Raw genomic sequence first — 26,449 nt, 5'->3', positions numbered from 1 at the left:
AAGAAAGGCATTATCTGAGAATGCCGCTTTCTTGCCGCAGCGTCTCTATCCCGGAAATACGATGAATAAACAAGCATCTCAACCCCGCGCTATTTACTACGTTGTCGCCCTGCAAATTTGGGAGTACTTCAGCTTTTATGGTATGCGCGCCCTACTGATTCTTTATCTCACCAATCAGCTAAAATACGACGATAACCACGCCTATGAGTTATTCAGCGCTTATTGTTCACTGGTCTACGTAACGCCGATTCTTGGCGGCTATCTGGCGGATAAGGTGCTTGGCAACCGAATGGCAGTCATGCTGGGCGCATTTTTAATGGCTATAGGTCATTTAGTGCTGGGCGCCAGTGAGATCGCGCCGACATTCCTTTATCTGTCGCTGGCGATCATTGTCTGCGGCTACGGCCTGTTTAAATCGAATATTAGCTGCCTGCTGGGCGAACTGTACCAGCCGGAAGATCCGCGCCGCGATGGCGGGTTCTCGCTGCTTTACGCAGCGGGTAATATTGGTTCGATCGTGGCGCCTATCGCCTGCGGCTATGTGCAAGAGGAGTACAGTTGGGCGATGGGCTTTGCGCTCGCCGCCATTGGTATGCTGGCAGGGTTAGTGATCTTCCTGTGTGGAAATCGTCATTTCACCCACACTACCGGCGTGAATAAAGCCGTGTTGTGCGCCAGAAACTACCTGCTGCCGAACTGGGGCTGGCTGTTAATTCTGCTGGTAGCGGCGCCGTTGCTGATTACCGTTCTGTTCTGGAAAGAATGGTCTGTCTATGCCTTAATCGTGGCGACCGCGATCGGCCTGGTCGTGCTGGCAAAAATTTATCGCCAGGCGCAAACGGCCAAACAACGCAAAGAACTGGGGCTGATTGTCACCCTGACCCTGTTCAGTATGCTGTTCTGGGCGTTTGCCCAGCAGGGCGGCAGTTCTATCAGCCTGTATATCGACCGCTTTGTGAACCGCAATATTCTGGGCTATTCCGTTCCTACCGCCATGTTCCAGTCGGTGAACGCCTTTGCCGTGATGCTGTGTGGGGTCGTCCTGGCCTGGCTGGTTAAAGAGAGCGTAAGCGGTAATCGCACCGTGCGTATCTGGGGCAAATTCGCGCTGGGTCTCGGTCTGATGAGCGCCGGATTCTGTATTCTGACCCTGAGCGCACGCTGGTCCGCCGCTTACGGACACTCTTCAATGCCGCTAATGGTGCTGGGACTGGCGGTGATGGGCTTTGCCGAGCTGTTTATCGACCCGGTCGCCATGTCGCAAATTACGCGCATTGATATCCCCGGCGTCACCGGCGTATTAACCGGAATTTATATGCTGCTGTCCGGCGCGATAGCTAACTATCTGGCAGGCGTCATCGCTGACCAGACCTCGCAAAGCGCCTTCGACGCCAGCGGCGCGGTTAATTACGCCATCAACGCCTATGTGGATGTTTTTGAACAGATCACCTGGGGCGCGTTAGCCTGCGTAGGGGTTGTCCTGCTGATTTGGCTGTATCAGTCCTTCAAATTCAAAAGCCGCGCGCTGGCCGTCGAATCCTGATAGCAGAATGCCCGGTAGTTTGCGCTACCGGGCCTGTATCACGCCCCTTTTCTCGCCGCCTCATAGGCGGAAAGCGTTGCGATTCTCGCCTGTTTGTGCTCCACAATAGGCCGAGGATAATCAAGCACGACTCCCGCTTTTTCCGCCCACCGCCACGGCTCGTGAATCGCTTTTCCAGGGATATCGCGTAATGCCGGTAGCCACTGGCGGATAAATTCGCCGTCGCGATCGAACCTCTCTCCCTGAGTCGTGGGATTAAAAATACGAAAATAAGGCGCGGCGTCAGTACCGGTTGAGGCGGCCCACTGCCAGCCGCCATTATTGGCGGCAAGATCGCCGTCAATAAGCTGCGACATGAAATAGCGCTCCCCCAACCGCCAGTCAATCAACAGATCTTTTACCAGAAAGCTGGCGGTAATCATGCGTAAACGGTTATGCATCCAGCCCGTCGCGTTAAGCTGGCGCATCGCCGCATCGACAATGGGATAACCGGTTTCGCCTTTCTGCCATGCCTGAAAATAGTGCGGGTTTTCCTGCCACGCGACGCGTTTTGTCCAGCGGATAAACGGCTGGTGTTTGCATAATGCCGGATACCAGGTCATTAAATGACGGTAAAACTCCCGCCAGATGAGTTCATTCAACCAGACGCTTCCCGGTCCGCCGTCCAGCGCCTGCGGCTGCTCCGCCAGTAATCGGTGCAGGCACTGTCGCGGCGACAGGCCACCCGTCGCCAGGCTGGCGGAAAGCCGACTGGTGCCGTCGACCGCAGGGAAATCCCGCCGTGACTCATACCCGTCTGCGCCCTGCGCGCAAAACTGACGTAGCTGCGCGATGACCGCGTTTTCTTCCACCGGGAAAAGCGCGGCGTCAAACGCCTGTTGCGGGTAGTTAAGCGAGACTGGCGTTAAGGGTGTAGAAAGCGCGCCGCTCACCCGGATCTTCGGGGCCGGAACGCATGGCGGAATATCCTCTTTTAGCCGTTTCAACCAGGCATTTTTAAACGGCGTAAAAACTTTATACATTTCATGATTGCCGGTCATCACCGCGCCGGGCGCCAGAATCACGCTATCGTCAAAGCCTTCGCAGATGACAGAGGGCAGCGTTTTTTCCACCGCCGCATCACGCTGACGCTCGTTAAACTCATACTGATAGTTATAAAACAGATGGCTGACGTCATGCTGTCGGCAAACGTTTTTGACCGTTTCAATACTGGCGTTAAAATCCGCCACTTCATGAAACAGCAGCGGAATGCCTTTCTCTGCAAGGGCCGCCTGTAGCGCATTGAGCTGCGCGCTGATGAATGCCGCCTGCCGCGGCGCCATATCATGGGCCTGCCACTGCGCGGGGGTGGAAATATAAAGCGCCAGCACCCGCGCGGATGCATCGCGGCAGGCGGCGGCCAGCGCAAGGTTATCCTGTAAACGCAGATCGCGCCTGAACCAGACTAAATGGGTGGGCATACAACTCCTGAAAGATGAAACGTCACGGCGAATAGCGTTAAACAGTGTAGACCCTGGCGCATAAAAAAACCGCCAGCGTGGCAGCTGACGGTTTTTCAGGCTGGTCGCGATTAATAAAAGTCGCAGGTGGCTTTTTCAGCCTGCGCCATCCATACCGGTTTATCACTGGTTTTCGACCAGACACGGTGCAGATAACTATAAAAACGCGCGCGGTCTTTCCAGAAGAGCATCACCGGCAGCGCCAGCACGCCTGCGATCACCGCGAAAGCACGACGGACAAAAATGACATGCGCCGGATAGTCTTTATAGTGTTCCATACGTTTCCCCCCTTTATACCGACGCTACCCGCCCCGGTATAGATTGAATCGGTGAATAGCACCGAAAAATTGAACCTCGTTACCTGATTAAAATAGTACCGCTTTCGGTGTAATTTTACTACTCATCCGACCACTTATTTTCACGCTTTTCCAGCAGATTTACATTCAAAGCGTAAATTAGTTACAAAAAGGTTAAATTAATACTAACCATTAGTTAAATAATGGTCTTTGCCATTTTTATACTTTTTTTACACTCCGCCCGCCAATTTTTGCGAAATCTTTGCAGCCAAAAAATTACCTTTCTCAGGAGTAAAACAATGCCACTGGAGGTGCTCTGTGAGTGCAGGCGTGATAACCGGCATCGTGCTGGTTTTCTTACTTTTAGGTTATCTGGTCTATGCCCTGATTAATGCGGAGGCGTTCTGATGGCCGCGCAAGGATTTTTACTGATCGCCAGTTTTTTACTGATTTTATTGGTACTGGCGAAACCGTTGGGTTCGGGCCTGGCAAGGCTCATCGCCGCCGTTCCGTTGCCGGGCGTGGCTGGCGTTGAGCGTATCCTCTGGCGGACTCTTGGCATTACCGACCACGAAATGAACTGGCGTCAGTATTTACTGGCGCTACTGACGCTCAATCTGCTGGGACTGGGCATCCTGTTTTGCCTGCTATTCTGGCAGGAGTGGCTGCCCTTAAATCCGCAGCGGCTACCGGGGCTGTCCTGGGATCTGGCGCTGAATACCGCCGTCAGCTTTGTCACCAATACCAACTGGCAAGCCTACAGCGGCGAAAGCACGCTGAGCTACTTTAGCCAGATGGCGGGGCTGACGGTGCAAAATTTCCTGTCGGCGGCGACCGGGATTGCGGTGGTTTTTGCACTTATCCGCGCCTTTACGCGCCAGAATGTGCACACGCTGGGTAATGCCTGGCAAGATCTGGTACGCATTACGCTATGGATATTATTTCCTGTCGCGTTAATTATCGCGCTGTTTTTTATCCAACAGGGCGTACCGCAAAACCTGTCGGCTTATCAGCCCATCACCACTCTTGAAGGCGCTAAACAACTCTTGCCGATGGGGCCGGTTGCTTCGCAGGAGGCGATCAAAATGCTTGGCACTAACGGCGGCGGTTTCTTTAACGCCAACTCTTCGCATCCGTTCGAAAACCCCACCGCGCTCACTAATCTGGCGCAGATGCTGGCGATATTTTTGATTCCAGCCGCGCTCTGTTTCGCCTTTGGCGAAGCGGCGGGCGATCGCCGTCAGGGACGCGCGCTACTGTGGGCAATGTCATTCATTTTTGTGGTCTGCGTAGCGGTAGTGATGTGGGCGGAAGTTCAGGGAAATCCACATCTGTTGGCGGCAGGCGCGGACAGTAGCGTCAACATGGAGGGTAAAGAGACACGCTTTGGCGTGCTGGCCAGCAGCCTGTTTGCCGTCGTCACGACCGCGGCGTCCTGCGGGGCGGTAAATGCCATGCACGACTCGTTTACCGCTCTGGGCGGTATGGTGCCGATGTGGCTGATGCAAATTGGCGAAGTGGTCTTTGGCGGCGTCGGTTCAGGCCTGTACGGCATGTTGCTGTTTGTCCTGCTGGCGGTGTTTATCGCGGGGCTGATGATCGGTCGCACGCCGGAGTATCTGGGGAAAAAAATCGACGTGCGCGAAATGAAAATGACCGCGCTGGCGATTCTGGTCACGCCGATGTTGGTCTTGTTGGGTTCGGCGCTGGCGATGATGACGGATGCCGGACGCAGCGCAATGCTGAACCCTGGCCCGCACGGTTTTAGCGAAGTGCTATATGCCGTCTCCTCTGCCGCCAACAACAACGGTAGCGCCTTTGCGGGTCTGAGCGCTAACTCGCCTTTCTGGAACTGTTTGCTGGCGTTCTGCATGTTCGTCGGCCGTTTCGGCGTGATTATTCCTGTCATGGCCATCGCCGGATCGCTGGTCAGTAAAAAAGTACAGCCGGCCAGTCAGGGAACGCTGGCGACCCACGGCGCGCTATTTATTGGACTGCTCATCGGCACGGTACTGCTGGTCGGCGCGCTGACGTTTATTCCTGCCCTGGCGCTTGGCCCGGTAGCGGAACATTTCTCTTTACCTTGAGCGATGCGGAGTACATTGATATGAGTCGCAAGCAACTGGCGCTGTTTGAACCTGTTTTACTTGTACAGGCGCTAACGGATGCCGTAAAAAAATTAAGCCCACGCGCCCAGTGGCGTAACCCGGTGATGTTTGTGGTCTGGGCCGGCAGCGTGCTAACCACTCTGTTAACGCTCGCTATGGTAACAGGACAAATAGCGGGAAGCGCCCTGTTTACAGGGATTATCAGTCTGTGGTTATGGTTCACCGTACTGTTCGCCAATTTTGCCGAAGCGCTGGCGGAAGGCCGCAGCAAAGCCCAGGCAAACAGTCTGAAAGGGGTGAAAAAGACCGCGTTCGCTCGCCGCCTGCGCACCCCGCGTCATGATGCGCAGGCCGATAACGTGCCCGCCGCTGAACTGCGGAAAGGCGACATTGTCCTGGTCAAAGCGGGCGATATTATTCCCTGCGATGGCGAGGTGATCGAAGGCGGCGCCTCGGTGGATGAAAGTGCGATTACCGGCGAATCTGCGCCCGTGATCCGTGAGTCCGGCGGCGATTTCGCCTCTGTCACCGGCGGCACGCGAATTCTTTCCGACTGGCTGGTGATTGCCTGTAGCGTCAATCCTGGCGAAACCTTTCTTGACCGGATGATCGCGATGGTGGAAGGCGCGCAGCGGCGGAAAACGCCTAACGAGATTGCCCTGACGATTTTGCTCATCGCCCTGACCATTGTCTTTTTACTGGCGACCGCCACCCTGTGGCCCTTCTCCGCCTGGGGCGGTAACGCGGTCAGCGTCACCGTGTTGGTGGCGTTGCTGGTGTGCCTGATCCCCACTACCATCGGCGGGCTACTCTCCGCCATTGGCGTAGCCGGAATGAGCCGAATGTTGGGCGCGAACGTCATCGCCACCAGCGGCCGCGCCGTAGAAGCCGCGGGCGATGTCGACGTGCTGCTGCTGGATAAAACCGGCACTATCACGCTCGGCAACCGCCAGGCGTCCGATTTTATACCCGCCCGAGGGGTGGACGAACGCACGCTGGCTGACGCCGCGCAGCTCGCTTCGCTGGCCGACGAAACGCCGGAAGGCCGCAGCATTGTGATCCTCGCCAAACAGCGCTTTAACCTGCGTGAACGCGATGTGCAGTCGCTTCATGCCACCTTTGTTCCGTTTACCGCGCAAAGCCGCATGAGCGGGATTAATATCGATAACCGGATGATCCGTAAAGGCTCGGTGGACGCGATTCGGCGTCATGTCGAGAGCAATGGCGGCCATTTTCCCGCCGATGTCGAGCAAAACGTTGAGAACGTAGCGCGTCTGGGCGCGACGCCGCTGGTGGTCGTGGAAGGCGCGCGCGTACTGGGTGTTATCGCCCTCAAGGATATCGTTAAAGGCGGCATTAAAGAACGTTTCGCCCAGCTACGAAAGATGGGCATTAAAACGGTGATGATCACTGGCGATAACCGCCTGACGGCGGCAGCGATTGCCGCCGAAGCCGGTGTGGACGATTTTCTTGCCGAAGCCACGCCGGAAGCCAAGCTGGCGCTGATCCGTCAATATCAGGCGGAAGGACGGCTGGTCGCCATGACCGGCGACGGCACTAACGATGCCCCGGCGCTGGCGCAGGCTGACGTCGCGGTGGCGATGAACTCCGGCACCCAGGCGGCGAAAGAAGCCGGTAATATGGTGGATCTGGACTCTAACCCGACCAAGTTGATTGAAGTGGTGCATATCGGTAAGCAGATGCTGATGACGCGCGGCTCGCTCACCACTTTCAGTATCGCGAATGATGTAGCGAAATATTTCGCCATTATTCCCGCCGCGTTTGCCGCTACCTATCCGCAGCTAAACGCGCTCAACGTGATGGGGCTGCATTCGCCGAACTCCGCCATTCTGAGCGCGGTGATCTTTAACGCCCTGATTATTATTTTTCTGATCCCGCTGGCATTAAAAGGCGTGAGTTATAAGCCGCTTTCCGCATCGGCCATGCTGCGCCGTAATTTATGGATCTATGGTCTGGGTGGTCTGGTGGTGCCGTTTATTGGCATCAAAGTGATTGATGTGCTGCTGACCCTGCTGGGTCTGGCATGAGGTGTATGATGATCGGTTTACGTCCTGCTTTTTCGACAATGTTATTTCTGCTGTTATTGACCGGCGGCGTGTATCCGCTTCTGACCACGGCGCTGGGGCAGTGGTGGTTTCCCTGGCAGGCTAATGGCTCGCTGATTCATAAAGACAATGTGATACGCGGCTCAGCGCTTATCGGACAATCGTTTACCGCCGCGGGTTATTTTCATGGCCGGCCCTCCGCCACCGCCGATACGCCTTATAATCCACTGGCGTCGGGCGGAAGCAACCTGGCCGCCAGCAATCCCGAACTGGATGCGCAAATACAGGCCCGCGTCGCCGCGCTACGCGCCGCTAACCCCCAGGCGAGTTCCGCGGTTCCGGTTGAGCTGGCGACGGCCTCGGCAAGCGGGCTGGATAATAATCTGACGCCCGGCGCCGCGGCATGGCAAATCCCCCGCGTGGCGGCGGCTCGCCAGCTTCCCGTTGAACAGGTCGCGCAACTGGTTGCAGAATATACGCACAGGCCGCTGGCGCGCTTTCTTGGGCAACCGGTGGTGAATATTGTTGAGCTTAATCTGGCGCTGGATGCGCTACAGGGACACAGAGCGAAATGAACGACGAACCCTTGCGTCCTGATCCGGATCGCTTGTTGGAACAAACGCCCCCGCCCCACCGGGGGAAGTTGAAAATTTTCTTCGGCGCCTGCGCAGGCGTCGGAAAAACCTGGGCGATGCTGGCGCAAGCGCAGCGGCTGCGAGCGCAGGGACTGGATGTGGTGATCGGCGTGGTAGAGACGCATGGCCGTAAAGAGACCGCCGCGCTACTTGACGGGCTGACCATTCTGCCGCCAAAACGTCACTCGCACCGGGGGCGGCAAATTCGCGAATTTGACCTGGATGCCGCCCTCGCCCGGCGTCCGGCGCTGATTTTAATGGATGAGCTGGCGCACAGTAACGCGCCTGGCTCACGCCATCCTAAGCGCTGGCAGGATATTGAAGAGCTGCTGGAAGCGGGAATCGACGTTTTCACCACCGTGAACGTACAACATCTGGAAAGTCTGAACGATGTGGTGAGCGGCGTCACGGGGATTCAGGTGCGCGAAACCGTCCCCGATCCCTTTTTTGATGCCGCTGATGAAGTCGTACTGGTCGATCTGCCGCCCGACGATCTGCGCCAACGGCTCAACGAAGGTAAAGTGTATATCGCCGGCCAGGCGGAACGCGCTATTGAACATTTTTTCCGCAAGGGCAATCTGATCGCCCTCCGCGAGCTGGCGCTACGCCGGACAGCCGATCGCGTGGACGATCAGATGCGCGCCTGGCGCGCGCATCCGGGCGAAGAAAAAGTATGGCATACCCGCGATGCGATTTTACTGTGTATCGGGCATAACACCGGCAGCGAAAAACTGGTGCGTACCGCGGCGCGTCTGGCCTCCCGGCTCGGCAGCGTCTGGCACGCCGTCTATGTCGAAACGCCAACGTTACACCGCTTACCGGAAAAACAACGGCGGGCCATTTTAAGCGCGCTGCGCCTGGCGCAGGAGCTTGGCGCGGAAACCGCCACCCTGTCCGATCCCGCCGAAGAGAAAGCGGTCGTGCGCTATGCCCGCGAACATAATCTGGGGAAAATCGTCATGGGCCGCCCGGCGTCGCGACGCTGGTGGCGACGTGACGCTTTCGCCGACCGTCTTGCCAGGCGCGCGCCGGATCTCGATCAGGTGATCGTCGCGCTGGAAGAGCCGCCAGCCCGCGCATTGGCGCAAACGCCTGATAACCGACCTTTTAAAGAGAAATGGCGTGGGCAGATTCAGGGCTGTCTGGTCGCCGTGGCGCTTTGCGCCATCACCACGCTTATCGCTATGCAGTGGCTTGTCACCTTCGACGCCGCCAATCTGGTAATGCTCTATTTGCTGGGCGTAGTGGTGATTGCGCTGCTTTACGGACGCTGGCCGTCGGTGGTGGCGACGGTGATTAACGTGGCGAGTTTCGATCTCTTTTTTATCGCGCCACGCGGTACGCTCGCCGTTTCGGACGTGCAGTATTTGCTGACCTTTGCCGTGATGCTGACGGTTGGTCTGGTGATTGGCAATCTTACTGCCGGGGTGCGCTATCAGGCGCGCGTCGCCCGTTATCGGGAACAGCGTACCCGCCATTTATATGAAATGTCTAAAGCGCTGGCCGTCGGGCGTAGCGAACATGATATCGCCGCTACCAGCGAGCGGTTTATCGCCTCGACGTTCCAGGCGCGCAGCCAAATTTTGTTACCTGATGCTAACGGTAAGTTGCTGCCTCTCACCCACCAGCAAGGCATGACGCCGTGGGACGACGCAATTGCGCGCTGGAGTTTTGATAAAGGCCAGCCTGCCGGCGCAGGCACCGATACCCTCCCTGGCGTACCTTATCAAATCCTGCCGCTGAAAAGCGCCGATAAAACGTACGGTCTGGCTATCGTCGAACCGGGTAATTTGCGTCAGTTAATGGTGCCGGAGCAGCAACGCCTGCTGGAAACATTCACTCTGCTTGTCGCCAACGCGCTGGAACGACTGACGCTGACCGCCAGCGAAGAACAGGCGCGTCTCGCCAGCGAGCGCGAAAGTATTCGCAACGCTCTGCTGGCGGCGCTGTCGCATGATTTACGCACGCCGCTGACGGTATTGTTCGGCCAGGCGGAGATTTTGACGCTGGATTTAGCCAGCGCAGGATCGCCCCACGCGCGTCAGGCCAGTGAAATCCGCCAGCATATTCTCAACACCACCCGGCTGGTGAATAATTTGCTGGATATGGCGCGTATTCAGTCCGGCGGGTTTAATCTTAAAAAAGAGTGGCTGACGCTGGAAGAGGTCGTCGGGAGCGCGTTACAGATGTTAGAGCCGGGTTTATTGCATCCGATTACATTGTCGCTGCCGCAACAGTTAACGCTTATCCATGTCGATGGCCCCTTATTTGAGCGCGTCCTGATCAACTTGCTGGAAAACGCCGTTAAGTACGCCGGGCCGCAGGCCAGTATCGGCATTGATGCTGCGGTTAAGGACGATCGTTTACAACTGGATGTCTGGGATAACGGGCCGGGTATTCCTGCGGGGCAAGAACAGAAGATTTTCGATAAGTTCGCCCGCGGCAACAAAGAGTTCGCCGTCCCTGGCGTGGGGCTGGGGCTGGCGATTTGCCATGCTATCGTAGAGGTACACGGCGGCACGCTTACCGCCTATAATCGACCGCAGGGCGGCGCCTGTTTCCGTGTGACGCTGCCGCAAGGAAAGCCACCTGAACTTGATGATTTTCATGAGGATATGTGACAAACGTTCTGATTGTTGAAGATGAACAGGCCATCCGCCGCTTTCTGCGCGCCGCGCTGGAAGGCGACGGCCTGCGCGTGTATGAAGCTGAAACATTACAACGTGGTTTACTGGAAGCCGCCACGCGAAAGCCCGATCTGATTATTCTCGATCTCGGCCTGCCGGACGGCGACGGAATCGATTTTATTCGCGACCTGCGTCAGTGGAGCGCAATACCGGTGATTGTCCTTTCCGCCCGCAGCGAAGAAAGCGATAAGATTGCCGCGCTTGACGCCGGAGCTGATGATTACCTGAGCAAGCCATTCGGCATTGGCGAGCTGCAGGCGCGTTTGCGCGTCGCGCTGCGACGGCACGCCGCCAGCCCTTGCGCCGATCCGATCGTCCGCTTTTCCGGCGTGACGGTCGATCTCGCCGCACGGTTGATCCACCGTGGCGACGAAGAAATCCATCTGACGCCGATTGAGTTCCGCCTGCTGGCGGTATTACTCAATAATGCCGGCAAGGTATTAACCCAACGGCAGTTATTAAACCAGGTCTGGGGCCCTAACGCCGTGGAGCATAGCCACTATTTGCGCATCTATATGGGACATTTACGCCAGAAACTGGAACAAGATCCCACCCGCCCACGCCATTTTATTACCGAAACTGGAATTGGCTATCGCTTTATGCCGTGAATAGCTATTCATTATTTTTAAATAACTTCTAATTTTTATGTCATTTATTTTCGGCGTCGCGAATAATTATTTTCGCGGCGATATTATATTTTATGGAGAATATAAAAAACATATAATTAACATTTAAGAAACAATCCGTTATTTCACAGCACGATATGCATAATCGCCGACTAATTATTTTTCAAATGATCGTTTTTTGTTGATCTGGTTCACAGATTGCTGGCGCTTCCTGGATAAAATATCCATGCTTTCAATAAATCAATGAAAGGACCTCAAAATGGAAAATAATAATCGTTTTATGCCCCATATAAGGCGGACAACGCATATTATGATGTTTGCCCACCGTAATAGTTTCGACTTTCATTTCTTTAATGCCCGGTAGTTTTTCTGCTACGGGTACTTCAGCATACAGGTCTTTCCGACCCTTATGTCATTCAGGTCTATTGCCTAAATAACTCGAATTGTTAAAAGCGACAGTACGGTAATTCCTTTACGCCCAGCCAGCTAACCATGTGGTTTGACAGAAGAAATTCCGACTCAGCGCAATTTTAGTTATCGCGGTTTCTGCCTGTATATCGTAGTACTCAACTCCTTAAATCCTGAATTTCCTGCAACCGGACGGGTTGGGATTTATTACATCTAAAATAAAGCTAATTTACTGATTTTTTTATCAGCGGGATAGCTTTGATTTTTTCCGGAAGAATCAGTTTCTCATGCGAGAAATTGAGGGCCTGCTATTACCTGAAATAAAGAGATGAAAAATGTCAGAATTAAAAATTGCCGTTAGCCGTCATTGCCCGGATTGTTTTTCTACACACCGTAATATTGTAAATGTTGATGAGAGTCGTTTCATCGACGTGGCTGCCATCGTGTTATCCATCGACGACATTGAACACGGAAAACTCGATGAAATCGACGCAACGGGTTACGGTATTCCCGTGTTTGTCGCGACTCATGACGAAGGGCGCGTACCGCCTGAGTATTTGCCGCGTATCTCTGGTGTATTCGAATATAATGAATCCCGTACTGCCTTCTATGGTCGCCAGTTGGAAACCGCAGCAAGCCACTACGAAACGCAGTTACGTCCGCCGTTTTTCCGCGCGCTGGTGGATTATGTCAACCAGGGCAACAGCGCATTTGACTGCCCGGGGCATCAGGGCGGCGAATTCTTCCGCCGTCATCCTGCCGGTAATCAGTTCGTGGAATACTTTGGCGAAACGCTCTTCCGCTCCGACCTATGCAACGCGGACGTGGCGATGGGCGATCTGCTGATTCACGAAGGCGCGCCTTGCATTGCGCAGCAACATGCGGCGAAAGTCTTTAACGCCGATAAGACCTACTTTGTGCTGAACGGGACCTCCTCCTCTAACAAAGTCGTACTCAACGCGCTGTTAACGCCGGGCGATCTGGTTCTGTTTGACCGTAACAACCACAAATCTAACCACCACGGCGCATTATTGCAGGCGGGCGCAACGCCAGTTTATCTGGAAACCGCGCGTAACCCGTATGGTTTTATCGGCGGGATCGACGCTCACTGCTTCGAAGAAGATTACCTGCGCGAGCTGATTAGCGAAGTCGCGCCGCAGCGCGCCCGCGAAGCACGTCCATTCCGTCTGGCCGTCATCCAGTTAGGCACCTACGACGGTACCATTTATAACGCCCGTCAGGTCGTCGATAAAATTGGTCATCTGTGCGACTACATCCTGTTTGACTCCGCCTGGGTCGGCTATGAACAATTTATTCCGATGATGGCCGATTGTTCGCCGCTGCTGCTGGAACTGAACGAAAACGATCCGGGTATTCTGGTGACGCAGTCCGTTCACAAACAACAAGCCGGTTTCTCCCAGACCTCGCAGATCCATAAAAAAGATAGCCATATCAAAGGGCAATCGCGCTACGTTCCGCATAAGCGCATGAACAACGCCTTTATGATGCACGCCTCCACCAGCCCGTTCTATCCGCTGTTCGCCGCGCTGGACGTTAACGCCAAAATGCACGAAGGCGTCAGCGGTCGCAATATGTGGATGGATTGCGTGGTTAACGGCATCGATGCCCGTAAATTGATCCTCGAAAACTGTCATCACATCCGTCCGTTCGTACCGGAACTGATTGATGGTAAGCCGTGGCAGTCATACCCGACGTCAGAGATCGCCAGCGATCTACGCTTCTTCCACTTCGTTCCGGGAGAACACTGGCATGCGTTTGAAGGCTATGCCGAACATCAGTACTTTGTCGACCCTTGCAAACTGCTGCTCACCACACCGGGCATTAATGCAGCGAGCGGCGAATATGAAGACTTTGGCGTTCCTGCCACGATCCTCGCCAACTTCCTGCGCGAGAACGGCGTTGTGCCGGAAAAATGCGACCTCAACTCCATTCTGTTCCTGCTGACGCCGGCAGAAGACATGGCGAAGTTACAACAGCTTGTCGCCCTGCTGGCTCGTTTCGAAAAACTGCTGGAAGCTGATGCGCCGTTAGCGGAAGTATTACCGTCCATCTACAAACAGCATGAAGCGCGTTATGCCGGCTATACCCTGCGTCAGCTTTGCCAGGAGATGCACGATCTCTATGCGCGGCACAACGTGAAACAACTGCAAAAAGAGATGTTCCGTAAATCGCATTTCCCGAAAGTCAGTATGAATCCGCAAGAGGCCAACTATGCCTATCTGCGCGGCGAGGTCGAACTGGTTCGCCTGCCGGAAGCGGAAGGTCGTATCGCGGCTGAAGGCGCTCTGCCTTACCCGCCGGGAGTGCTGTGTGTAGTTCCGGGTGAAATCTGGGGCGGTTCTGTCCTGCGTTACTTCAGCGCCCTGGAAGAAGGGATCAACCTGCTGCCGGGCTTTGCGCCTGAACTGCAGGGCGTTTATATCGAAGAACACGACGGCCGTAAGCAGGTCTGGTGCTACGTCATTAAACCTCGTGACGCGCAGCGCTCCCTGCTGAAGGAGGAAAAATTATGAGTAAACCTAAATCCAATAAAATGGGTGTCGTGCAGCTCACAATTCTGACTATGGTCAACATGATGGGCTCCGGGATCATCATGCTACCGACCAAACTGTCTGAAGTCGGCACGATATCCATTATCTCCTGGCTGGTCACCGCCGTCGGCTCGATGGCGCTGGCCTGGGCGTTTGCGAAATGCGGTATGTTTAGCCGTAAATCCGGCGGCATGGGCGGTTACGCCGAATATGCCTTCGGTAAATCCGGCAACTTTATGGCGAACTATACCTACGGCGTCTCGCTGCTGATCGCCAACGTGGCTATCGCCATCTCTGCTGTCGGCTATGGCACCGAACTGTTCGGCGCCGCGCTGACGCCGCTCCAGATCGGCCTGGCGACTATCGCCGTATTGTGGGTTTGTACTATCGCAAACTTTGGCGGCGCGCGTATTACCGGACAGATCAGTAGCGTTACCGTTTGGGGCGTCATCATTCCGGTTGTCGGCCTGTGCATCATTGGCTGGTTCTGGTTTAGCCCCAGCATGTACGTAGCGTCATGGAACCCGCACCATGTTCCGTTCTTTAGCGCGGTCGGTTCTTCCATCGCCATGACGTTGTGGGCATTTCTTGGACTGGAATCCGCCTGCGCCAACGCAGACGTGGTCGAGAATCCGGAAAAGAACGTCCCCATTGCGGTACTGGGCGGTACGCTGGGCGCGGCGGTCATCTATATCGTTTCGACTAACGTGATTGCCGGGATTGTGCCGAACATGGATCTGGCGAACTCCACGGCGCCGTTTGGTCTGGCGTTTGCACAGATGTTCACGCCTGCGGTAGGTAAAGTGATCATGGCGCTGATGGTAATGTCCTGCTGCGGCTCGCTGCTGGGCTGGCAGTTCACTATCGCTCAGGTCTTTAAATCCTCCGCTGACGAAGGCTATTTCCCGAAAGTCTTCTCTCGTGTAACGAAAGTCGACGCGCCGGTTCAGGGGATGTTGATTATTGTGATTATTCAGACTGGCCTGTCGCTGATGACCATTAGCCCGTCGCTGAATAGTCAGTTTAACGTCCTGGTTAACCTGGCGGTGGTGACGAACATTATTCCGTATATTCTGTCGATGGCCGCGCTGGTTATCATTCAGAAAATGGCGAATGTGCCGTCATCAAAAGCGAAAGTCGCTAACTTCGTGGCCTTCGTTGGCGCCATGTATAGCTTCTACGCGCTATATTCCTCCGGTGAAGAAGCCATGCTGTACGGCTCAATTGTGACCTTCCTCGGCTGGACGTTATACGGCCTGGTCTCACCGCGTTTTGAATTGAAAAATAAACACGGCTGATGGCGCGCCCGGGCTGCGGTAACGGTAGTCCGGGCATTTTCACTCTTTGAATAAGATAATAGAAATGAGTAATCCAGAACGGGAAGTCACTGATATAGCAGAAATACTGGCTATTCTCAGTAAACACGAAGTGTGTCGGATAGGGTTTAATGACAATCTCTGTCCGTATGTTGTCCCCGTAAATTTTGGCTACGAGTATCAGAACGGACGCTGGATATTTTATTTTCACGGCGCACGCACCGGGAAAAAGATGCGTCTGTTACGTAAGAACCCGGCAGTATGCATTGAAATGGACGGCGACCATGCATTACTACGTGCCGATGACCCCTGTGATTATAGCTACGCCTACACCAGCGTTTTCGCCACCGGACTGGCATCGATATTGCAAACACGCGAGGAGATGCGCCACGGCCTGGACGTCATTATGCGTCAGACCGATCCGGGAAAAACCTTCAGTTATCGGGAAGATATGATGAAAGCGGTTTGCGTGGTGCGTATCGAATGCGACGCCCTCACCTGCCGCCGACATCTGGCGACTCAGAGCGAATAAGTCAGATATCACAAGCGCCTTATCCGGCCTGGAGGCGATTTACAGGCCTGATAAGCGCAGCGCCGTTAATATAAAAAAGGAGCCTTACGGCTCCTTTTTCTTCCATATCGCCCATCAGGCGTTTTTCAATACTTCGCTAACGATTTCAACGGCTTCTTTCTCAATCTGCTTGCGATGTTCTTCCCCCAGGAAGCTTTCGCAATAGATCTTGTAAGCGTCTTCCGTACCGGATGGACGCGCGGCGAACCAGCCGTTATCGGTCATTACCTTCAGGCCGCCAATCGATGCGCCATTACCCGGCGCTGCGGTAAGACGCGCGGTGATCGGGTCGCCCGCCAGCGTGCTGGCGCTTACCATTTCCGGAGACAGTTTAGACAATGCCGCTTTCTGGGCCGAGGTCGCTGCCGCCTGCAGACGGTTATAGCTCGGCGCGCCAAAACGCGCTGCCAGTTCATTGTAATGCTCTTGCGGGTTTTTCCCGGTAACGGCGGTGATTTCCGCCGCCAGCAGGCACATGATGATACCGTCTTTATCGGTAGACCACGGCGTACCGTCGAAACGCAGGAACGAAGCGCCCGCGCTCTCTTCCCCGCCGAAACCAAAGCTGCCGTCGAACAAACCGTCAACAAACCATTTGAAGCCTACCGGCACTTCCACCAGCTTGCGTCCCAAATCATTCACCACGCGGTCAATCATCGCGGAAGAGACCAGCGTTTTACCGACAGCCACGTCTTTGCCCCACAGCGGACGATGCTGGAACAGATAGTTAATGGCGACCGCCAGATAATGGTTCGGGTTCATCAGCCCTGCAGGCGTCACGATGCCATGACGGTCGTAGTCCGGGTCGTTGGCGAAGGCCAGATCAAACTTGTCACGCAGCGCCAGCAAACCCGCCATCGCGCATTCGGAGGAGCAATCCATACGGATCGCGCCGTCTTTATCAAGGTGCATAAAGCGGAAGGTTTGATCAACCTGATCGTTAACTAACGTCAGGTTAAGCTTGTAATGCTCAGCGATACGTTTCCAGTATTCAATACCGGAGCCGCCCAGCGGATCGACACCCAGCGTCAGACCGGCTTTCTGAATCGCCGCCATATCAACGATATCCGCCAGCCCTTCGACAAACGGCTGTACCAGATCTACCGCTTTAACGTGGCCCGAGGCCATTGCCGCATCCAGAGAGATGCGCTTAACGCCTTGCAGGCCGCCCGCCAGCAGCGCATTGGCGCGATCTTCTACCACTTTAGTGACGTTGGTATCCGCCGGGCCGCCATTGGGCGGATTATATTTAATACCGCCATCTTCCGGCGGGTTGTGCGACGGCGTAATGACAATACCATCAGCCAGCGGGCCGCCTTTTTTGTTATGGACCAGGATAGCATTTGACACGGCAGGCGTTGGCGTGAAGCCATTATTTTCCTGCACGATAACGTCTACGCCGTTTGCCGCCAGCACTTCCAGCACGGAAATGAAGGCCGGTTCCGAGAGCGCATGGGTGTCTTTCCCCACATAGCAGGGGCCGGTAATGCCATTTTTCGCCCGCTCTTCAGCAATCGCCTGGGCGATCGCCAGAATATGCGGTTCGTTGAAACTGTGACGACCTGCGCTGCCGCGATGGCCGGAAGTGCCAAATTTCACGGCATGTTCTGCATTCCCTGCCTCCGGTTTCAGTACATAATACTGCGCCGTCAGTTGGGCGACGTTAATCAAATCACTCTGTTGCGCGGGTTGTCCTGCGCGGTTGTGGATTGCCATTGCCTGGTCCTTCTAATGCAAGGATTAAATTGTTCCGCAAACCTTTTCAATCAATTCCGCCGGGAATTGCATTGACTGCATGATGTGTTCGATCATGCTGCATTTACGGCCGGTGTTGGTGTTGGTGATCACCCAGTACGGCGTGCCGGGAACGTGCTTAGGTTTAGTTTGATTCCCATTTTTCAGCAGCGTTTGTTCATCCGCCGCAAAATAGACGCGCGTGCGGCCATGCAACGACTCCGTCGCCTCCGCAAACGCGTGGTGATCCAGTGAATAGAGTGTAGTCAGAATCAGCATAAAGCGGTTGACCGCTTTTTTCTGCTCGGCATATTCGTCAGACAACAACAGCTCACGCATCGCGCGAACTTTGTCTTTTACCGGGTTAACCGGTTTCGCTTCGGCAACGGGTTGCGCCGCAGGCGTCCCCTTCACCGCTGAAGCCGTTGGCTGTGTCGTGGCGGAAAACTTCAACATACGCCGTAAAATGTCGGATGCGCTCTCGCCGATATGCTTGGTGTGGCTGGCAATATAGCTATAGAGTTCATCATCAACTTCAATCGTTTTCATCTTAATCCAGTGCGATGTCTTTGCTGAATACAAGTCATTGGGATTATAGGAACAAATCCCAACAGCGGATAGCGTTAAGCCCGGCTGACAAAAAAACTCGGAGTAAACCTTAGAGGTTGCAGCCCAGTGGCAGAATGGTCAACATAATACCCTAACCCGACAGAGCGAAAAAAAGAACTTTGCCATGAAATTAAACATCCGAGCGCAATCTGCACAAAACCTGCACAATAATTCCCCCATCGTTCTCGTTCATGGTCTGTTTGGCAGCCTGGACAACCTCGGCGTACTGGCGCGCGATCTGGTGACCGATCACGACATTATTCAGGTCGATATGCGCAATCATGGTTTATCGCCGCGCGATCCGGTCATGGATTATCCGGCAATGGCCCAGGATCTTCTGGATACGCTTGACGCGCAGCAGATTGAAAAAGCGACGTTTATTGGTCATTCCATGGGCGGAAAAGCGGTAATGGCGCTGACGGCGCTGGCGCCCGATCGCATCGATCGTCTGGTCGCGATTGATATCGCACCCGTGGATTATCACGTTCGCCGCCACGATCGTATTTTCGCGGCCATTAACGCCGTCAGCGAATCCGACGCGACATCCCGCCAACAGGCGGCAGGGATTATGCGCCAGCACCTCAACGAAGAAGGCGTGATCCAGTTTCTGTTAAAATCCTGGGCTGAAGGCGAATGGCGTTTTAATGTTCCGGTATTATGGGAGCAGTATCCGCATATCGTCGGCTGGGAAACCATTCCGCCCTGGGAACATCCGGCGCTGTTTATTCCAGGCGGTAACTCGCCGTACGTGACCGAAGCGTACCGCGACGCGCTGCTGGCGCAATTCCCTCTGGCGCGCGCGCATGTGATCGCCGGCGCGGGCCACTGGGTACATGCCGAAAAACCAGAGGCGGTTCTGCGCGCCATCCGCCGTTATCTGCACGATAAACGCTAACTGATTAAAAACTCATCGCCTGTGCGCGATTACGCGCGCGGGCGTTGGCGTCGCTTCCTCGCTGATGTATGATGGCGCGCTATCCATCCGGGCATAAGCCTGGCTGATTGTTTCCCCCGAAGTCACCAAAATCATGGCCAAAGAACAAACGGACCGTACGACATTAGATCTGTTCGCGCACGAGCGTCGCCCGGGACGACCTAAAACGAATCCGCTTTCGCGCGATGAACAGTTACGCATCAACAAGCGCAACCAGTTAAAACGCGACAAAGTTCGTGGCCTCAAGCGTGTCGAATTAAAACTCAGCGCACAAGCGGTTGACGCGCTGAATGAGCTGGCCGAAGCGCGCAACATTAGCCGCAGCGAGCTCATTGAAGAAATATTAATGAAGCAGCTTATGGCGCTGCGCGGCCAGGGTTTAGTCTGAAAATAAGTTTTGTTTCATATTTCGTGTAGCAGAGCGTGCAGTCCCGCGTGATTGCTGTTTCCGCATATCTGCCTGTTCTGCTATGATTGCCCTTATCCGTGGGCAATTCGCCACCACCATTTCAATAAGTTTCAAGAGGTTATTTTACTCATGGCAATCACTGGCATCTTTTTCGGCAGCGACACCGGTAATACCGAAAATATCGCAAAAATGATTCAAAAACAGCTTGGTAAAGACGTTGCCGATGTGCATGACATTGCAAAAAGCAGTAAAGAAGACCTGGAAGGGTATGACATTCTGCTGCTGGGCATCCCAACCTGGTACTATGGCGAAGCGCAATGTGACTGGGATGACTTCTTCCCGACTCTCGAAGAGATTGACTTTAACGGTAAGCTGGTGGCGCTATTTGGCTGTGGCGATCAGGAAGACTACGCGGAATACTTCTGTGATGCGCTGGGCACGATTCGCGACATTATTGAGCCGCGCGGCGCCACAATTGTGGGTCACTGGCCAACCGCAGGCTATCATTTTGAAGCCTCTAAAGGTCTGGCTGACGACGATCATTTTGTCGGTCTGGCGATTGACGAAGACCGTCAGCCTGAACTAACCGCCGAGCGTGTTGAAAAATGGGTTAAGCAAGTTTCGGCTGAATTGCACCTCGACGACATCCTCAACGCCTAATCTTATGCGGCGCAGCGTTATATCTGCGCCGCATCAATAGACAAGACCAATCAAAATAATTGCTACAAATTTGTAACTTTCGCACCCATCCCTGTACAATGTCCGGGTGTAATCAGGTGGCGCCAAAATTTGCAGGCAAAACCACAGTTTTATTAATATCTGCGAGAGACTTGCGGTTTTCATTTCGGCATGGCAGTCCTATAATGATACGCATTATCTTGAGTGCAATTTCTGTCACTTCTCTAATGAAGTGAATCGTTTAGCAACAGGACAGATTCCGCATGACTGACAACAATACCGCATTAAAGAAGGCTGGCCTGAAAGTAACGCTTCCTCGTTTAAAAATTCTGGAAGTTCTTCAGGAACCAGATAACCATCACGTCAGTGCGGAAGATTTATACAAACGCCTGATCGACATGGGTGAAGAAATCGGTCTGGCAACCGTATACCGTGTGCTGAACCAGTTTGACGATGCCGGTATCGTGACCCGCCATAATTTTGAAGGCGGTAAATCCGTTTTTGAACTGACGCAACAGCATCATCACGACCATCTTATCTGCCTTGACTGCGGAAAAGTGATTGAATTTAGTGATGACTCTATTGAAGCGCGCCAGCGTGAAATTGCGGCGAAACACGGTATTCGTTTAACTAATCACAGCCTCTATCTTTACGGCCACTGCGCTGAAGGCGACTGCCGCGAAGACGAGCACGCGCACGATGACGCGACTAAATAAGTGTAAATCTTTCGAAGAGCCAACCGCCCGGTTGGCTTTTTTATATCCTCCCCTTTCCTGCCGCTTGATGTTGATTTAATGTAAAAAACGCTATCGTATCTCAGGAGAGCAGGAATGGAGCTTCGCCAGTTACGCTATTTCGTGCGTATTATTGAAACCGGCAGTATGGGCAGCGCCGCACAGGATCTTGATATTGGCGTTTCAGCCTTAAGTCAACAGATGTCCCGTCTGGAAAACGAGCTTGCTATCCGTCTGCTGCAGCGCACCTCGCGCGGCGTAACGCCAACCAACGCCGGGCTGGCCTTTTATTCACAGGCGCAACTCGCCCTGCGTCATGCCGACGACGCGATTCTCGCCGCCAGAGAAGCGCGCCTTTCCGGTCATGTGAGCGTAGGAATGGCCCCCAGTACCGCCTCCATACTGGGTATACCGTTTATCCATGCCATGCAGGAAAACTATGCCGATGTCCGACTGCATGTGGTGGAAAGCTTGTCCGGTAATCTGGAAAGAATGATCAATACCCGCCAGATTGATTTAGCCGTTGTCTTTCAAAAAGATAAAATCCTGCGCTGGAGCGCCAGACCGATCCTTGAAGAACAGCTTTTTCTGATTGGCTCCCATGCCCTGCTGGCGGCGCTTCCTGATAACCCGATCACACCTGAACAACTGGCAGGCATTCCGCTCATTATGCCAAGCCAGGGACATGGGCTGCGCGGCAGGCTGGACGCTGTCTGCCAGGAACATGCGCTTAACGTTGAAATCGTCGCGGAAATTGACGGCCTGGCGTTGTTGATGCGCGCCGTGCGCGACGGTCTTGGCGCCACGTTGCAGCCCGGCGCGGCGATTTCTCATCTGGATAACGACGCGCTACGCGTGATCGGCGTCCATAATCCGGTACTCAGCCGCCCCAATTTTTTAGTCAGCCTGTCGGATGATGAACTGACGCCCGCCGGCCTTGCCGCCAGAGTAGTCCTTACCAAAGTTATGCGTCAGTTAGTCGACGCCGGTGAATGGCCAGGCGCAACCCTTTACGCTTACTAAACCCCTGTTTAGCGCTACCTGATAGCGCGCCGCTTATTTATCCGTATACATTTCAATTACAAATTTAACAAATAGTTAAATGGTACGGGAGTATAAGATGGTTGATGTACTGGTGATAGGCGGAGGCAATGCCGCATTATGCGCCGCCCTGACCGCACGGGAAGCGGGCGCATCGGTTCTGCTGCTGGAGGCTGCCCCGCGAGAATGGCGCGGCGGAAATTCTCAGCACACACGAAACCTGCGCTGTATGCATGATGCGCCGCAGGATGTGCTGGTAGAAAGCTATCCTGAAGAGGAATTCTGGCAGGATCTGTGGCGAGTCACCGACGGCAACACCAACGAGGCGCTGGCGCGGCTGGTCATTCGCACCTCTTCGCAATGCCGCGACTGGATGCGCAAACATGGCGTTAACTTTCAACCGCCACTATCTGGGGCGCTCCACGTTGCGCGCACCAATGCGTTTTTTATGGGCGGCGGGAAAGCGCTCGTCAATGCCTATTACCGTAGCGCCGAACGGCTGGGCGTACAGATTCGCTATAACACGCCGGTTCACGCGCTTGAACTTCATGACGGCGAATTCGTGGCAGCGCTGGCGGGTAGCGAACGTATTACCGCCAAAGCCTGCGTATTAGCGGCTGGCGGTTTCGAATCAAACCGTGAATGGCTGCGGGAGGCCTGGGGAGAAAACGCCCGCGGCGAATGGCCCGCGGATAATTTCCTGATTCGCGGCACGCGTTTTAACCAGGGCGTATTACTCAAATTTATGATGGATGCTGGCGCGGATATCATTGGCGATCCGTCCCAGTCGCACTGCGTAGCGATTGATGCCAGGGCGCCGCTGTACGACGGCGGTATTTGTACTCGCGTGGATTGCGTATCGCTGGGTATTGTCGTGAATCGCGACGCCGAACGTTTTTATGATGAAGGCGAAGATTTCTGGCCGAAGCGTTACGCCATTTGGGGGCGGCTGGTGGCTCAACAGCCAGGACAAATTGGCTATTCGATTATTGACAGCAAAGCCATCGGCCACTTTATGCCGCCGGTTTTTCCTGGCGCGCAGGCCAATACGCTGGCTGAGCTGGCCTGCCAGTTGGGGCTGGACGCGGAAAAATTTACCCATACCGTCACGCAGTATAACCAGGCCTGCCAGCCCGGTCATTTTGATCATACCTTGCTTGATGACTGCGCCACTAAAAACCTGACGCCGGCGAAAACCCACTGGGCGCGCCCGCTTGATGCGCCGCCCTACTACGGTTATGCGCTGCGACCCGGCATCACGTTTACCTACCTGGGTCTGAAAGTCAATGAACGTGCCGCGGTGCATTTTGCCGGTCATCCAAGCCGCAACCTGTTTGTTGCCGGCGAGATGATGGCAGGAAATGTACTGGGCAAGGGGTATACCGCAGGCGTAGGCATGTCTATCGGCACAACCTTTGGCCGCATTGCGGGAATAGAAGCCGCCCGCGCGGCGCACAAGGAGGCGCAGCATGAAACAGCTTGAAAAATTAATCATTGAGGCCACCGTGCTTACCGAACCGGAAGCCGAGGTCGAACGCGTCATGCAAGTGTGTAACGCGTGTCGCTACTGCGAAGGTTTTTGCGCGGTATTTCCGGCGATGACCCAGCGGCTCGAATTCGGTAAAGCCGATATTCATTATCTGGCGAATTTATGTCATAACTGCGGCGCCTGCCTGCACGCATGCCAGTATGCGCCGCCCCATGAATTTGCCATTAACGTGCCGAAAGCGATGGCGCAAGCCCGCCTGGAGACGTATCAACAGTATGCCCAGCCCGCCGCTTTTGGCGCGTTATACCGCCGGGCGGGGATCACCGTCGCGCTGGCGCTGATAGTCGGTCTGACGCTCTTTTTATTACTGGCGATGGCGCTGAAAGGGTCGCTGATTCATCCGCCGCTGGCCGGTGACTTCTATCAAATTTTTCCGCATAGCCTGCTGGCATGGATGTTTGGCTCAGTTTTTGTGCTGGCAATCGGTTTGCTTATGGCGGGCGTAATTCGCTTCTGGCGTGAGATCTCGCCGGGCGTACCGCGTTCGGCAGAGATTGCGGAAGCGTCGCACAATGCGTTAACGCTGAAATATCTCGACGGCGGTCACGGCAAAGGCTGTAACGAAGCGGACGATGCGTTCACGCTGCTGCGCCGTCGCTTTCATCACTTTACCTTTTACGGTTTTATGCTCTGTTTTGCCGCCACGGTCGTGGCGACGGGCTATCACTACGTCGCCGGTTGGGAAGCGCCCTACCCGTTTTTTAGCCTGCCGGTCATGCTCGGCACGCTGGGCGGTATCGGTCTGCTTATCGGCCCGGCCGGGCTACTGTGGCTCAATCTGCGGCGGTCGCCGTTACATGGCGATGCGCGCCAGAAACCCATGGATCGCGGCTTTATTCTGCTGCTGTTCTTAACCAGTCTGACCGGGCTGGCGCTGCTGGCAGGCAGAGACACCAGCGGAATGGGCATACTGCTGGCGCTCCATTTAGGCGTGGTGATGGCGCTCTTTCTCACCCTTCCCTACGGAAAATTCGCCCACGGATTTTTCCGCTGCGCGGCCTTACTCAAATGGGCAGTTGAGAAGCGACGCGGAAAACATGCGGGGGATACAGGCAACTGACCCGCAACATCTTACCCATAAAACAATAAAGACAGTGGAGAGCAAACCCTATGGCACAACACACACCTGCAACATCGCGCGCCGGCACGTTCGGCGCAATACTGCGCGTGACAAGCGGCAATTTTCTTGAACAGTTTGATTTTTTCTTGTTCGGATTTTACGCCACCTATATCGCCAGAACGTTTTTTCCGGCGGAAAGCGAATTTGCCTCATTAATGTTGACCTTTGCCGTCTTTGGCTCCGGTTTTTTAATGCGCCCCGTCGGCGCGATTGTGCTTGGCGCCTATATTGACAGAATCGGACGTCGTAAAGGGCTGATGGTGACGCTGGCGATTATGGGCTGCGGTACGTTGCTCATCGCCCTCGTCCCCGGCTACCAAACGATCGGCCTGGCAGCGCCTGCGTTGGTGCTGTTGGGCCGGTTATTACAAGGATTTTCTGCGGGCGTTGAGTTAGGCGGCGTCTCAGTCTATCTGTCCGAAATCGCAACGCCAGGCAATAAAGGGTTTTATACCAGCTGGCAATCTGCCAGTCAGCAGGTCGCGATCGTTGTCGCCGCGTTGATTGGTTATAGCCTGAATATCACGCTGGGACACGACGCGATATCGGAGTGGGGCTGGCGAATTCCGTTCTTTATCGGCTGTATGATCATTCCGCTGATTTTTGTTTTACGTCGTTCATTACAAGAAACAGAAGCGTTTTTACAACGCAAGCATCGCCCCGACACCAGGGAAATTTTTGCAACTATCGCCAAAAACTGGCGCATTATTACAGCCGGAACGCTGCTGGTGGCAATGACCACCACTACGTTTTATTTTATCACCGTTTATACGCCGACCTATGGCAGAACCGTGCTTAATCTCAGCGCGCGGGACAGTTTGATCGTCACCATGTTGGTGGGGGTGTCCAATTTTATCTGGTTACCCATTGGCGGCGCGATTTCCGACCGGATTGGCCGTCGCGCCGTATTAATGGGCATTACGTTGCTGGCGCTGATCACCACCTGGCCCGTCATGCAATGGCTGACCGCCGCGCCCGACTTTACCCGCATGACGCTGGTACTGCTGTGGTTCTCTTTCTTTTTTGGCATGTATAACGGCGCAATGGTCGCGGCGTTAACCGAAGTGATGCCAGTCTATGTGCGTACCGTTGGTTTCTCGCTGGCCTTTAGCCTGGCGACGGCAATTTTTGGCGGCCTGACGCCGGCCATCTCTACCGCGCTGGTAAAGTTAACCGGCGATAAAAGCTCGCCCGGCTGGTGGCTGATGTGCGCAGCGTTATGTGGACTTGCCGCGACGGCGATGCTGTTTGTACGTCTGAGTCGCGGCTATATCGCGGCAGAAAATAAAGCCTGAAAAAACCACGGGCGGAAAACATTCGCCCGTGGGTGGCAA

The 26,449-nt window shown here is 54.6% G+C and carries 23 protein-coding genes and 1 pseudogene; 20 read left to right on the top strand and 4 right to left on the bottom strand.

The window, feature by feature from the left end:
- Window positions 1-61: 61 nt before the first annotated feature.
- Window positions 62-1,543, top strand: coding sequence for an MFS transporter (locus ABVN44_RS06035; RefSeq protein WP_023231360.1), 1,482 nt, complete (start codon window positions 62-64; stop codon window positions 1,541-1,543).
- Between the two features lie 38 nt (window positions 1,544-1,581).
- On the opposite strand, the gene phrB is transcribed toward ABVN44_RS06035, so the two are convergent.
- Window positions 1,582-3,003 carry a deoxyribodipyrimidine photo-lyase gene (gene phrB / locus ABVN44_RS06030; protein WP_001142011.1) on the bottom strand — a complete coding sequence of 474 codons (1,422 nt, stop codon included), beginning with the start codon at window positions 3,001-3,003 and terminating at the stop codon, window positions 1,582-1,584.
- 110 nt (window positions 3,004-3,113) lie between these two features.
- Window positions 3,114-3,320 (bottom strand): YbfA family protein, encoded by a 207-nt coding sequence (locus tag ABVN44_RS06025; protein WP_000401437.1) that lies wholly within the window; start codon window positions 3,318-3,320, stop codon window positions 3,114-3,116.
- 336 nt (window positions 3,321-3,656) lie between these two features.
- On the opposite strand from ABVN44_RS06025, the gene kdpF reads away from it, so the two are divergent.
- The 10 genes from kdpF (at window position 3,657) to ABVN44_RS05975 (ending at window position 16,268) form a co-directional block, all read left to right on the top strand.
- Window positions 3,657-3,746: a K(+)-transporting ATPase subunit F gene (gene kdpF, locus ABVN44_RS06020; RefSeq protein ID WP_001670793.1), complete on the top strand. Its 90-nt coding sequence runs from the start codon at window positions 3,657-3,659 to the stop codon at window positions 3,744-3,746.
- Window positions 3,746-5,425: a potassium-transporting ATPase subunit KdpA gene (gene kdpA / locus ABVN44_RS06015; protein ID WP_000730078.1), complete on the top strand. Its 1,680-nt coding sequence runs from the start codon at window positions 3,746-3,748 to the stop codon at window positions 5,423-5,425. Before kdpF ends, kdpA begins: the two co-directional genes overlap by 1 nt.
- A gap of 20 nt (window positions 5,426-5,445) precedes the next feature.
- Window positions 5,446-7,494 (top strand): potassium-transporting ATPase subunit KdpB, encoded by a 2,049-nt coding sequence (kdpB, locus tag ABVN44_RS06010; protein ID WP_023231362.1) that lies wholly within the window; start codon window positions 5,446-5,448, stop codon window positions 7,492-7,494.
- Between the two features lie 8 nt (window positions 7,495-7,502).
- Window positions 7,503-8,087: a potassium-transporting ATPase subunit KdpC gene (gene kdpC / locus ABVN44_RS06005; protein ID WP_000579804.1), complete on the top strand. Its 585-nt coding sequence runs from the start codon at window positions 7,503-7,505 to the stop codon at window positions 8,085-8,087.
- The gene (gene kdpD / locus ABVN44_RS06000; protein WP_023231363.1) at window positions 8,084-10,768 is read left to right on the top strand and encodes a two-component system sensor histidine kinase KdpD; all 2,685 of its coding nucleotides are present in this window, start codon (window positions 8,084-8,086) and stop codon (window positions 10,766-10,768) included. Before kdpC ends, kdpD begins: the two co-directional genes overlap by 4 nt.
- On the top strand, window positions 10,765-11,442 hold the full coding sequence (gene kdpE / locus ABVN44_RS05995) for a two-component system response regulator KdpE (RefSeq protein WP_000186053.1): 678 nt from the start codon (window positions 10,765-10,767) through the stop codon (window positions 11,440-11,442). Before kdpD ends, kdpE begins: the two co-directional genes overlap by 4 nt.
- Window positions 11,443-11,719: 277 nt before the next feature.
- Window positions 11,720-11,824 carry a leader peptide SpeFL gene (gene speFL, locus ABVN44_RS05990; RefSeq protein ID WP_015632840.1) on the top strand — a complete coding sequence of 35 codons (105 nt, stop codon included), beginning with the start codon at window positions 11,720-11,722 and terminating at the stop codon, window positions 11,822-11,824.
- Between the two features lie 379 nt (window positions 11,825-12,203).
- Window positions 12,204-14,402, top strand: a complete 2,199-nt coding sequence (speF, locus tag ABVN44_RS05985) for an ornithine decarboxylase SpeF (protein ID WP_001292402.1) — start codon at window positions 12,204-12,206, stop codon at window positions 14,400-14,402.
- Window positions 14,399-15,718 (top strand): putrescine-ornithine antiporter, encoded by a 1,320-nt coding sequence (gene potE / locus ABVN44_RS05980; RefSeq protein ID WP_000042658.1) that lies wholly within the window; start codon window positions 14,399-14,401, stop codon window positions 15,716-15,718. The genes speF and potE overlap by 4 nt, the downstream gene beginning before the upstream one ends.
- A gap of 64 nt (window positions 15,719-15,782) precedes the next feature.
- Entirely contained in the window at window positions 15,783-16,268 is a 486-nt protein-coding gene (locus ABVN44_RS05975; RefSeq protein WP_000070053.1) for a pyridoxamine 5'-phosphate oxidase family protein, read from the top strand.
- 114 nt (window positions 16,269-16,382) lie between these two features.
- Here the strand turns inward: ABVN44_RS05975 and pgm are convergent, their stop codons facing one another.
- Both pgm and seqA read right to left on the bottom strand, forming a co-directional pair.
- Window positions 16,383-18,023, bottom strand: coding sequence for a phosphoglucomutase (alpha-D-glucose-1,6-bisphosphate-dependent) (gene pgm / locus ABVN44_RS05970; protein ID WP_000974385.1), 1,641 nt, complete (start codon window positions 18,021-18,023; stop codon window positions 16,383-16,385).
- A 24-nt stretch (window positions 18,024-18,047) separates the two neighbouring features.
- A complete protein-coding gene (gene seqA / locus ABVN44_RS05965; protein WP_000848395.1) occupies window positions 18,048-18,590 on the bottom strand; it encodes a replication initiation negative regulator SeqA in 543 nt (180 codons plus the stop codon).
- A gap of 184 nt (window positions 18,591-18,774) precedes the next feature.
- Here seqA and ybfF point away from each other — a divergent pair, with 184 nt between their 5' ends.
- The 9 genes and pseudogenes from ybfF (at window position 18,775) to tcuC (ending at window position 26,410) form a co-directional block, all read left to right on the top strand.
- A complete protein-coding gene (ybfF, locus tag ABVN44_RS05960) occupies window positions 18,775-19,545 on the top strand; it encodes an esterase (protein ID WP_000773245.1) in 771 nt (256 codons plus the stop codon).
- Between the two features lie 133 nt (window positions 19,546-19,678).
- Window positions 19,679-19,972, top strand: coding sequence for a LexA regulated protein (ybfE, locus tag ABVN44_RS05955; RefSeq protein WP_023231365.1), 294 nt, complete (start codon window positions 19,679-19,681; stop codon window positions 19,970-19,972).
- Window positions 19,973-20,122: 150 nt separating this feature from the next.
- Window positions 20,123-20,653 carry a flavodoxin FldA gene (gene fldA, locus ABVN44_RS05950; RefSeq protein WP_001018621.1) on the top strand — a complete coding sequence of 177 codons (531 nt, stop codon included), beginning with the start codon at window positions 20,123-20,125 and terminating at the stop codon, window positions 20,651-20,653.
- Between the two features lie 203 nt (window positions 20,654-20,856).
- Window positions 20,857-20,942, top strand: a pseudogene (locus ABVN44_RS05945) (ryhB-regulated fur leader peptide).
- A complete protein-coding gene (gene fur / locus ABVN44_RS05940; protein WP_000131699.1) occupies window positions 20,935-21,387 on the top strand; it encodes a ferric iron uptake transcriptional regulator in 453 nt (150 codons plus the stop codon). Before ABVN44_RS05945 ends, fur begins: the two are co-directional and overlap by 8 nt.
- 114 nt (window positions 21,388-21,501) lie before the next feature.
- On the top strand, window positions 21,502-22,428 hold the full coding sequence (tcuR, locus tag ABVN44_RS05935) for a tricarballylate utilization LysR family transcriptional regulator TcuR (RefSeq protein ID WP_000423371.1): 927 nt from the start codon (window positions 21,502-21,504) through the stop codon (window positions 22,426-22,428).
- Window positions 22,429-22,525: 97 nt separating this feature from the next.
- Window positions 22,526-23,929: an FAD-dependent tricarballylate dehydrogenase TcuA gene (tcuA, locus tag ABVN44_RS05930; RefSeq protein WP_000228705.1), complete on the top strand. Its 1,404-nt coding sequence runs from the start codon at window positions 22,526-22,528 to the stop codon at window positions 23,927-23,929.
- Window positions 23,916-25,055 carry a tricarballylate utilization protein TcuB gene (tcuB, locus tag ABVN44_RS05925; RefSeq protein ID WP_000811134.1) on the top strand — a complete coding sequence of 380 codons (1,140 nt, stop codon included), beginning with the start codon at window positions 23,916-23,918 and terminating at the stop codon, window positions 25,053-25,055. The genes tcuA and tcuB overlap by 14 nt, the downstream gene beginning before the upstream one ends.
- A gap of 50 nt (window positions 25,056-25,105) precedes the next feature.
- Entirely contained in the window at window positions 25,106-26,410 is a 1,305-nt protein-coding gene (gene tcuC / locus ABVN44_RS05920; protein ID WP_000057014.1) for a tricarballylate/proton symporter TcuC, read from the top strand.
- The last annotated feature ends 39 nt before the right edge of the window (window positions 26,411-26,449 follow it).

Origin of the sequence: Salmonella sp. SJTUF15570 (assembly GCF_043357055.1) — a bacterium.
GTDB lineage: Bacteria > Pseudomonadota > Gammaproteobacteria > Enterobacterales > Enterobacteriaceae > Salmonella > Salmonella enterica.
Note: the sequence above shows the minus strand (reverse complement) of the source record. Positions and strands in the feature narration are given on the sequence as shown.

Excerpts from the sequence above, each read along its gene's own strand:
- ABVN44_RS06035 (WP_023231360.1), top strand. The coding sequence starts at position 62 with ATGAATAAACAAGCATCTCAACCCCGCGCTATTTACTACGTTGTCGCC.
- phrB (WP_001142011.1), bottom strand. The coding sequence starts at position 3,003 with ATGCCCACCCATTTAGTCTGGTTCAGGCGCGATCTGCGTTTACAGGAT.
- ABVN44_RS06025 (WP_000401437.1), bottom strand. The coding sequence starts at position 3,320 with ATGGAACACTATAAAGACTATCCGGCGCATGTCATTTTTGTCCGTCGT.
- kdpA (WP_000730078.1), top strand. The coding sequence starts at position 3,746 with ATGGCCGCGCAAGGATTTTTACTGATCGCCAGTTTTTTACTGATTTTA.
- kdpB (WP_023231362.1), top strand. The coding sequence starts at position 5,446 with ATGAGTCGCAAGCAACTGGCGCTGTTTGAACCTGTTTTACTTGTACAG.
- kdpC (WP_000579804.1), top strand. The coding sequence starts at position 7,503 with ATGATCGGTTTACGTCCTGCTTTTTCGACAATGTTATTTCTGCTGTTA.
- kdpD (WP_023231363.1), top strand. The coding sequence starts at position 8,084 with ATGAACGACGAACCCTTGCGTCCTGATCCGGATCGCTTGTTGGAACAA.
- speFL (WP_015632840.1), top strand. The coding sequence starts at position 11,720 with ATGGAAAATAATAATCGTTTTATGCCCCATATAAGGCGGACAACGCAT.
- speF (WP_001292402.1), top strand. The coding sequence starts at position 12,204 with ATGTCAGAATTAAAAATTGCCGTTAGCCGTCATTGCCCGGATTGTTTT.
- potE (WP_000042658.1), top strand. The coding sequence starts at position 14,399 with ATGAGTAAACCTAAATCCAATAAAATGGGTGTCGTGCAGCTCACAATT.
- ABVN44_RS05975 (WP_000070053.1), top strand. The coding sequence starts at position 15,783 with ATGAGTAATCCAGAACGGGAAGTCACTGATATAGCAGAAATACTGGCT.
- pgm (WP_000974385.1), bottom strand. The coding sequence starts at position 18,023 with ATGGCAATCCACAACCGCGCAGGACAACCCGCGCAACAGAGTGATTTG.
- seqA (WP_000848395.1), bottom strand. The coding sequence starts at position 18,590 with ATGAAAACGATTGAAGTTGATGATGAACTCTATAGCTATATTGCCAGC.
- ybfF (WP_000773245.1), top strand. The coding sequence starts at position 18,775 with ATGAAATTAAACATCCGAGCGCAATCTGCACAAAACCTGCACAATAAT.
- ybfE (WP_023231365.1), top strand. The coding sequence starts at position 19,679 with ATGGCCAAAGAACAAACGGACCGTACGACATTAGATCTGTTCGCGCAC.
- fldA (WP_001018621.1), top strand. The coding sequence starts at position 20,123 with ATGGCAATCACTGGCATCTTTTTCGGCAGCGACACCGGTAATACCGAA.
- fur (WP_000131699.1), top strand. The coding sequence starts at position 20,935 with ATGACTGACAACAATACCGCATTAAAGAAGGCTGGCCTGAAAGTAACG.
- tcuR (WP_000423371.1), top strand. The coding sequence starts at position 21,502 with ATGGAGCTTCGCCAGTTACGCTATTTCGTGCGTATTATTGAAACCGGC.
- tcuA (WP_000228705.1), top strand. The coding sequence starts at position 22,526 with ATGGTTGATGTACTGGTGATAGGCGGAGGCAATGCCGCATTATGCGCC.
- tcuB (WP_000811134.1), top strand. The coding sequence starts at position 23,916 with ATGAAACAGCTTGAAAAATTAATCATTGAGGCCACCGTGCTTACCGAA.
- tcuC (WP_000057014.1), top strand. The coding sequence starts at position 25,106 with ATGGCACAACACACACCTGCAACATCGCGCGCCGGCACGTTCGGCGCA.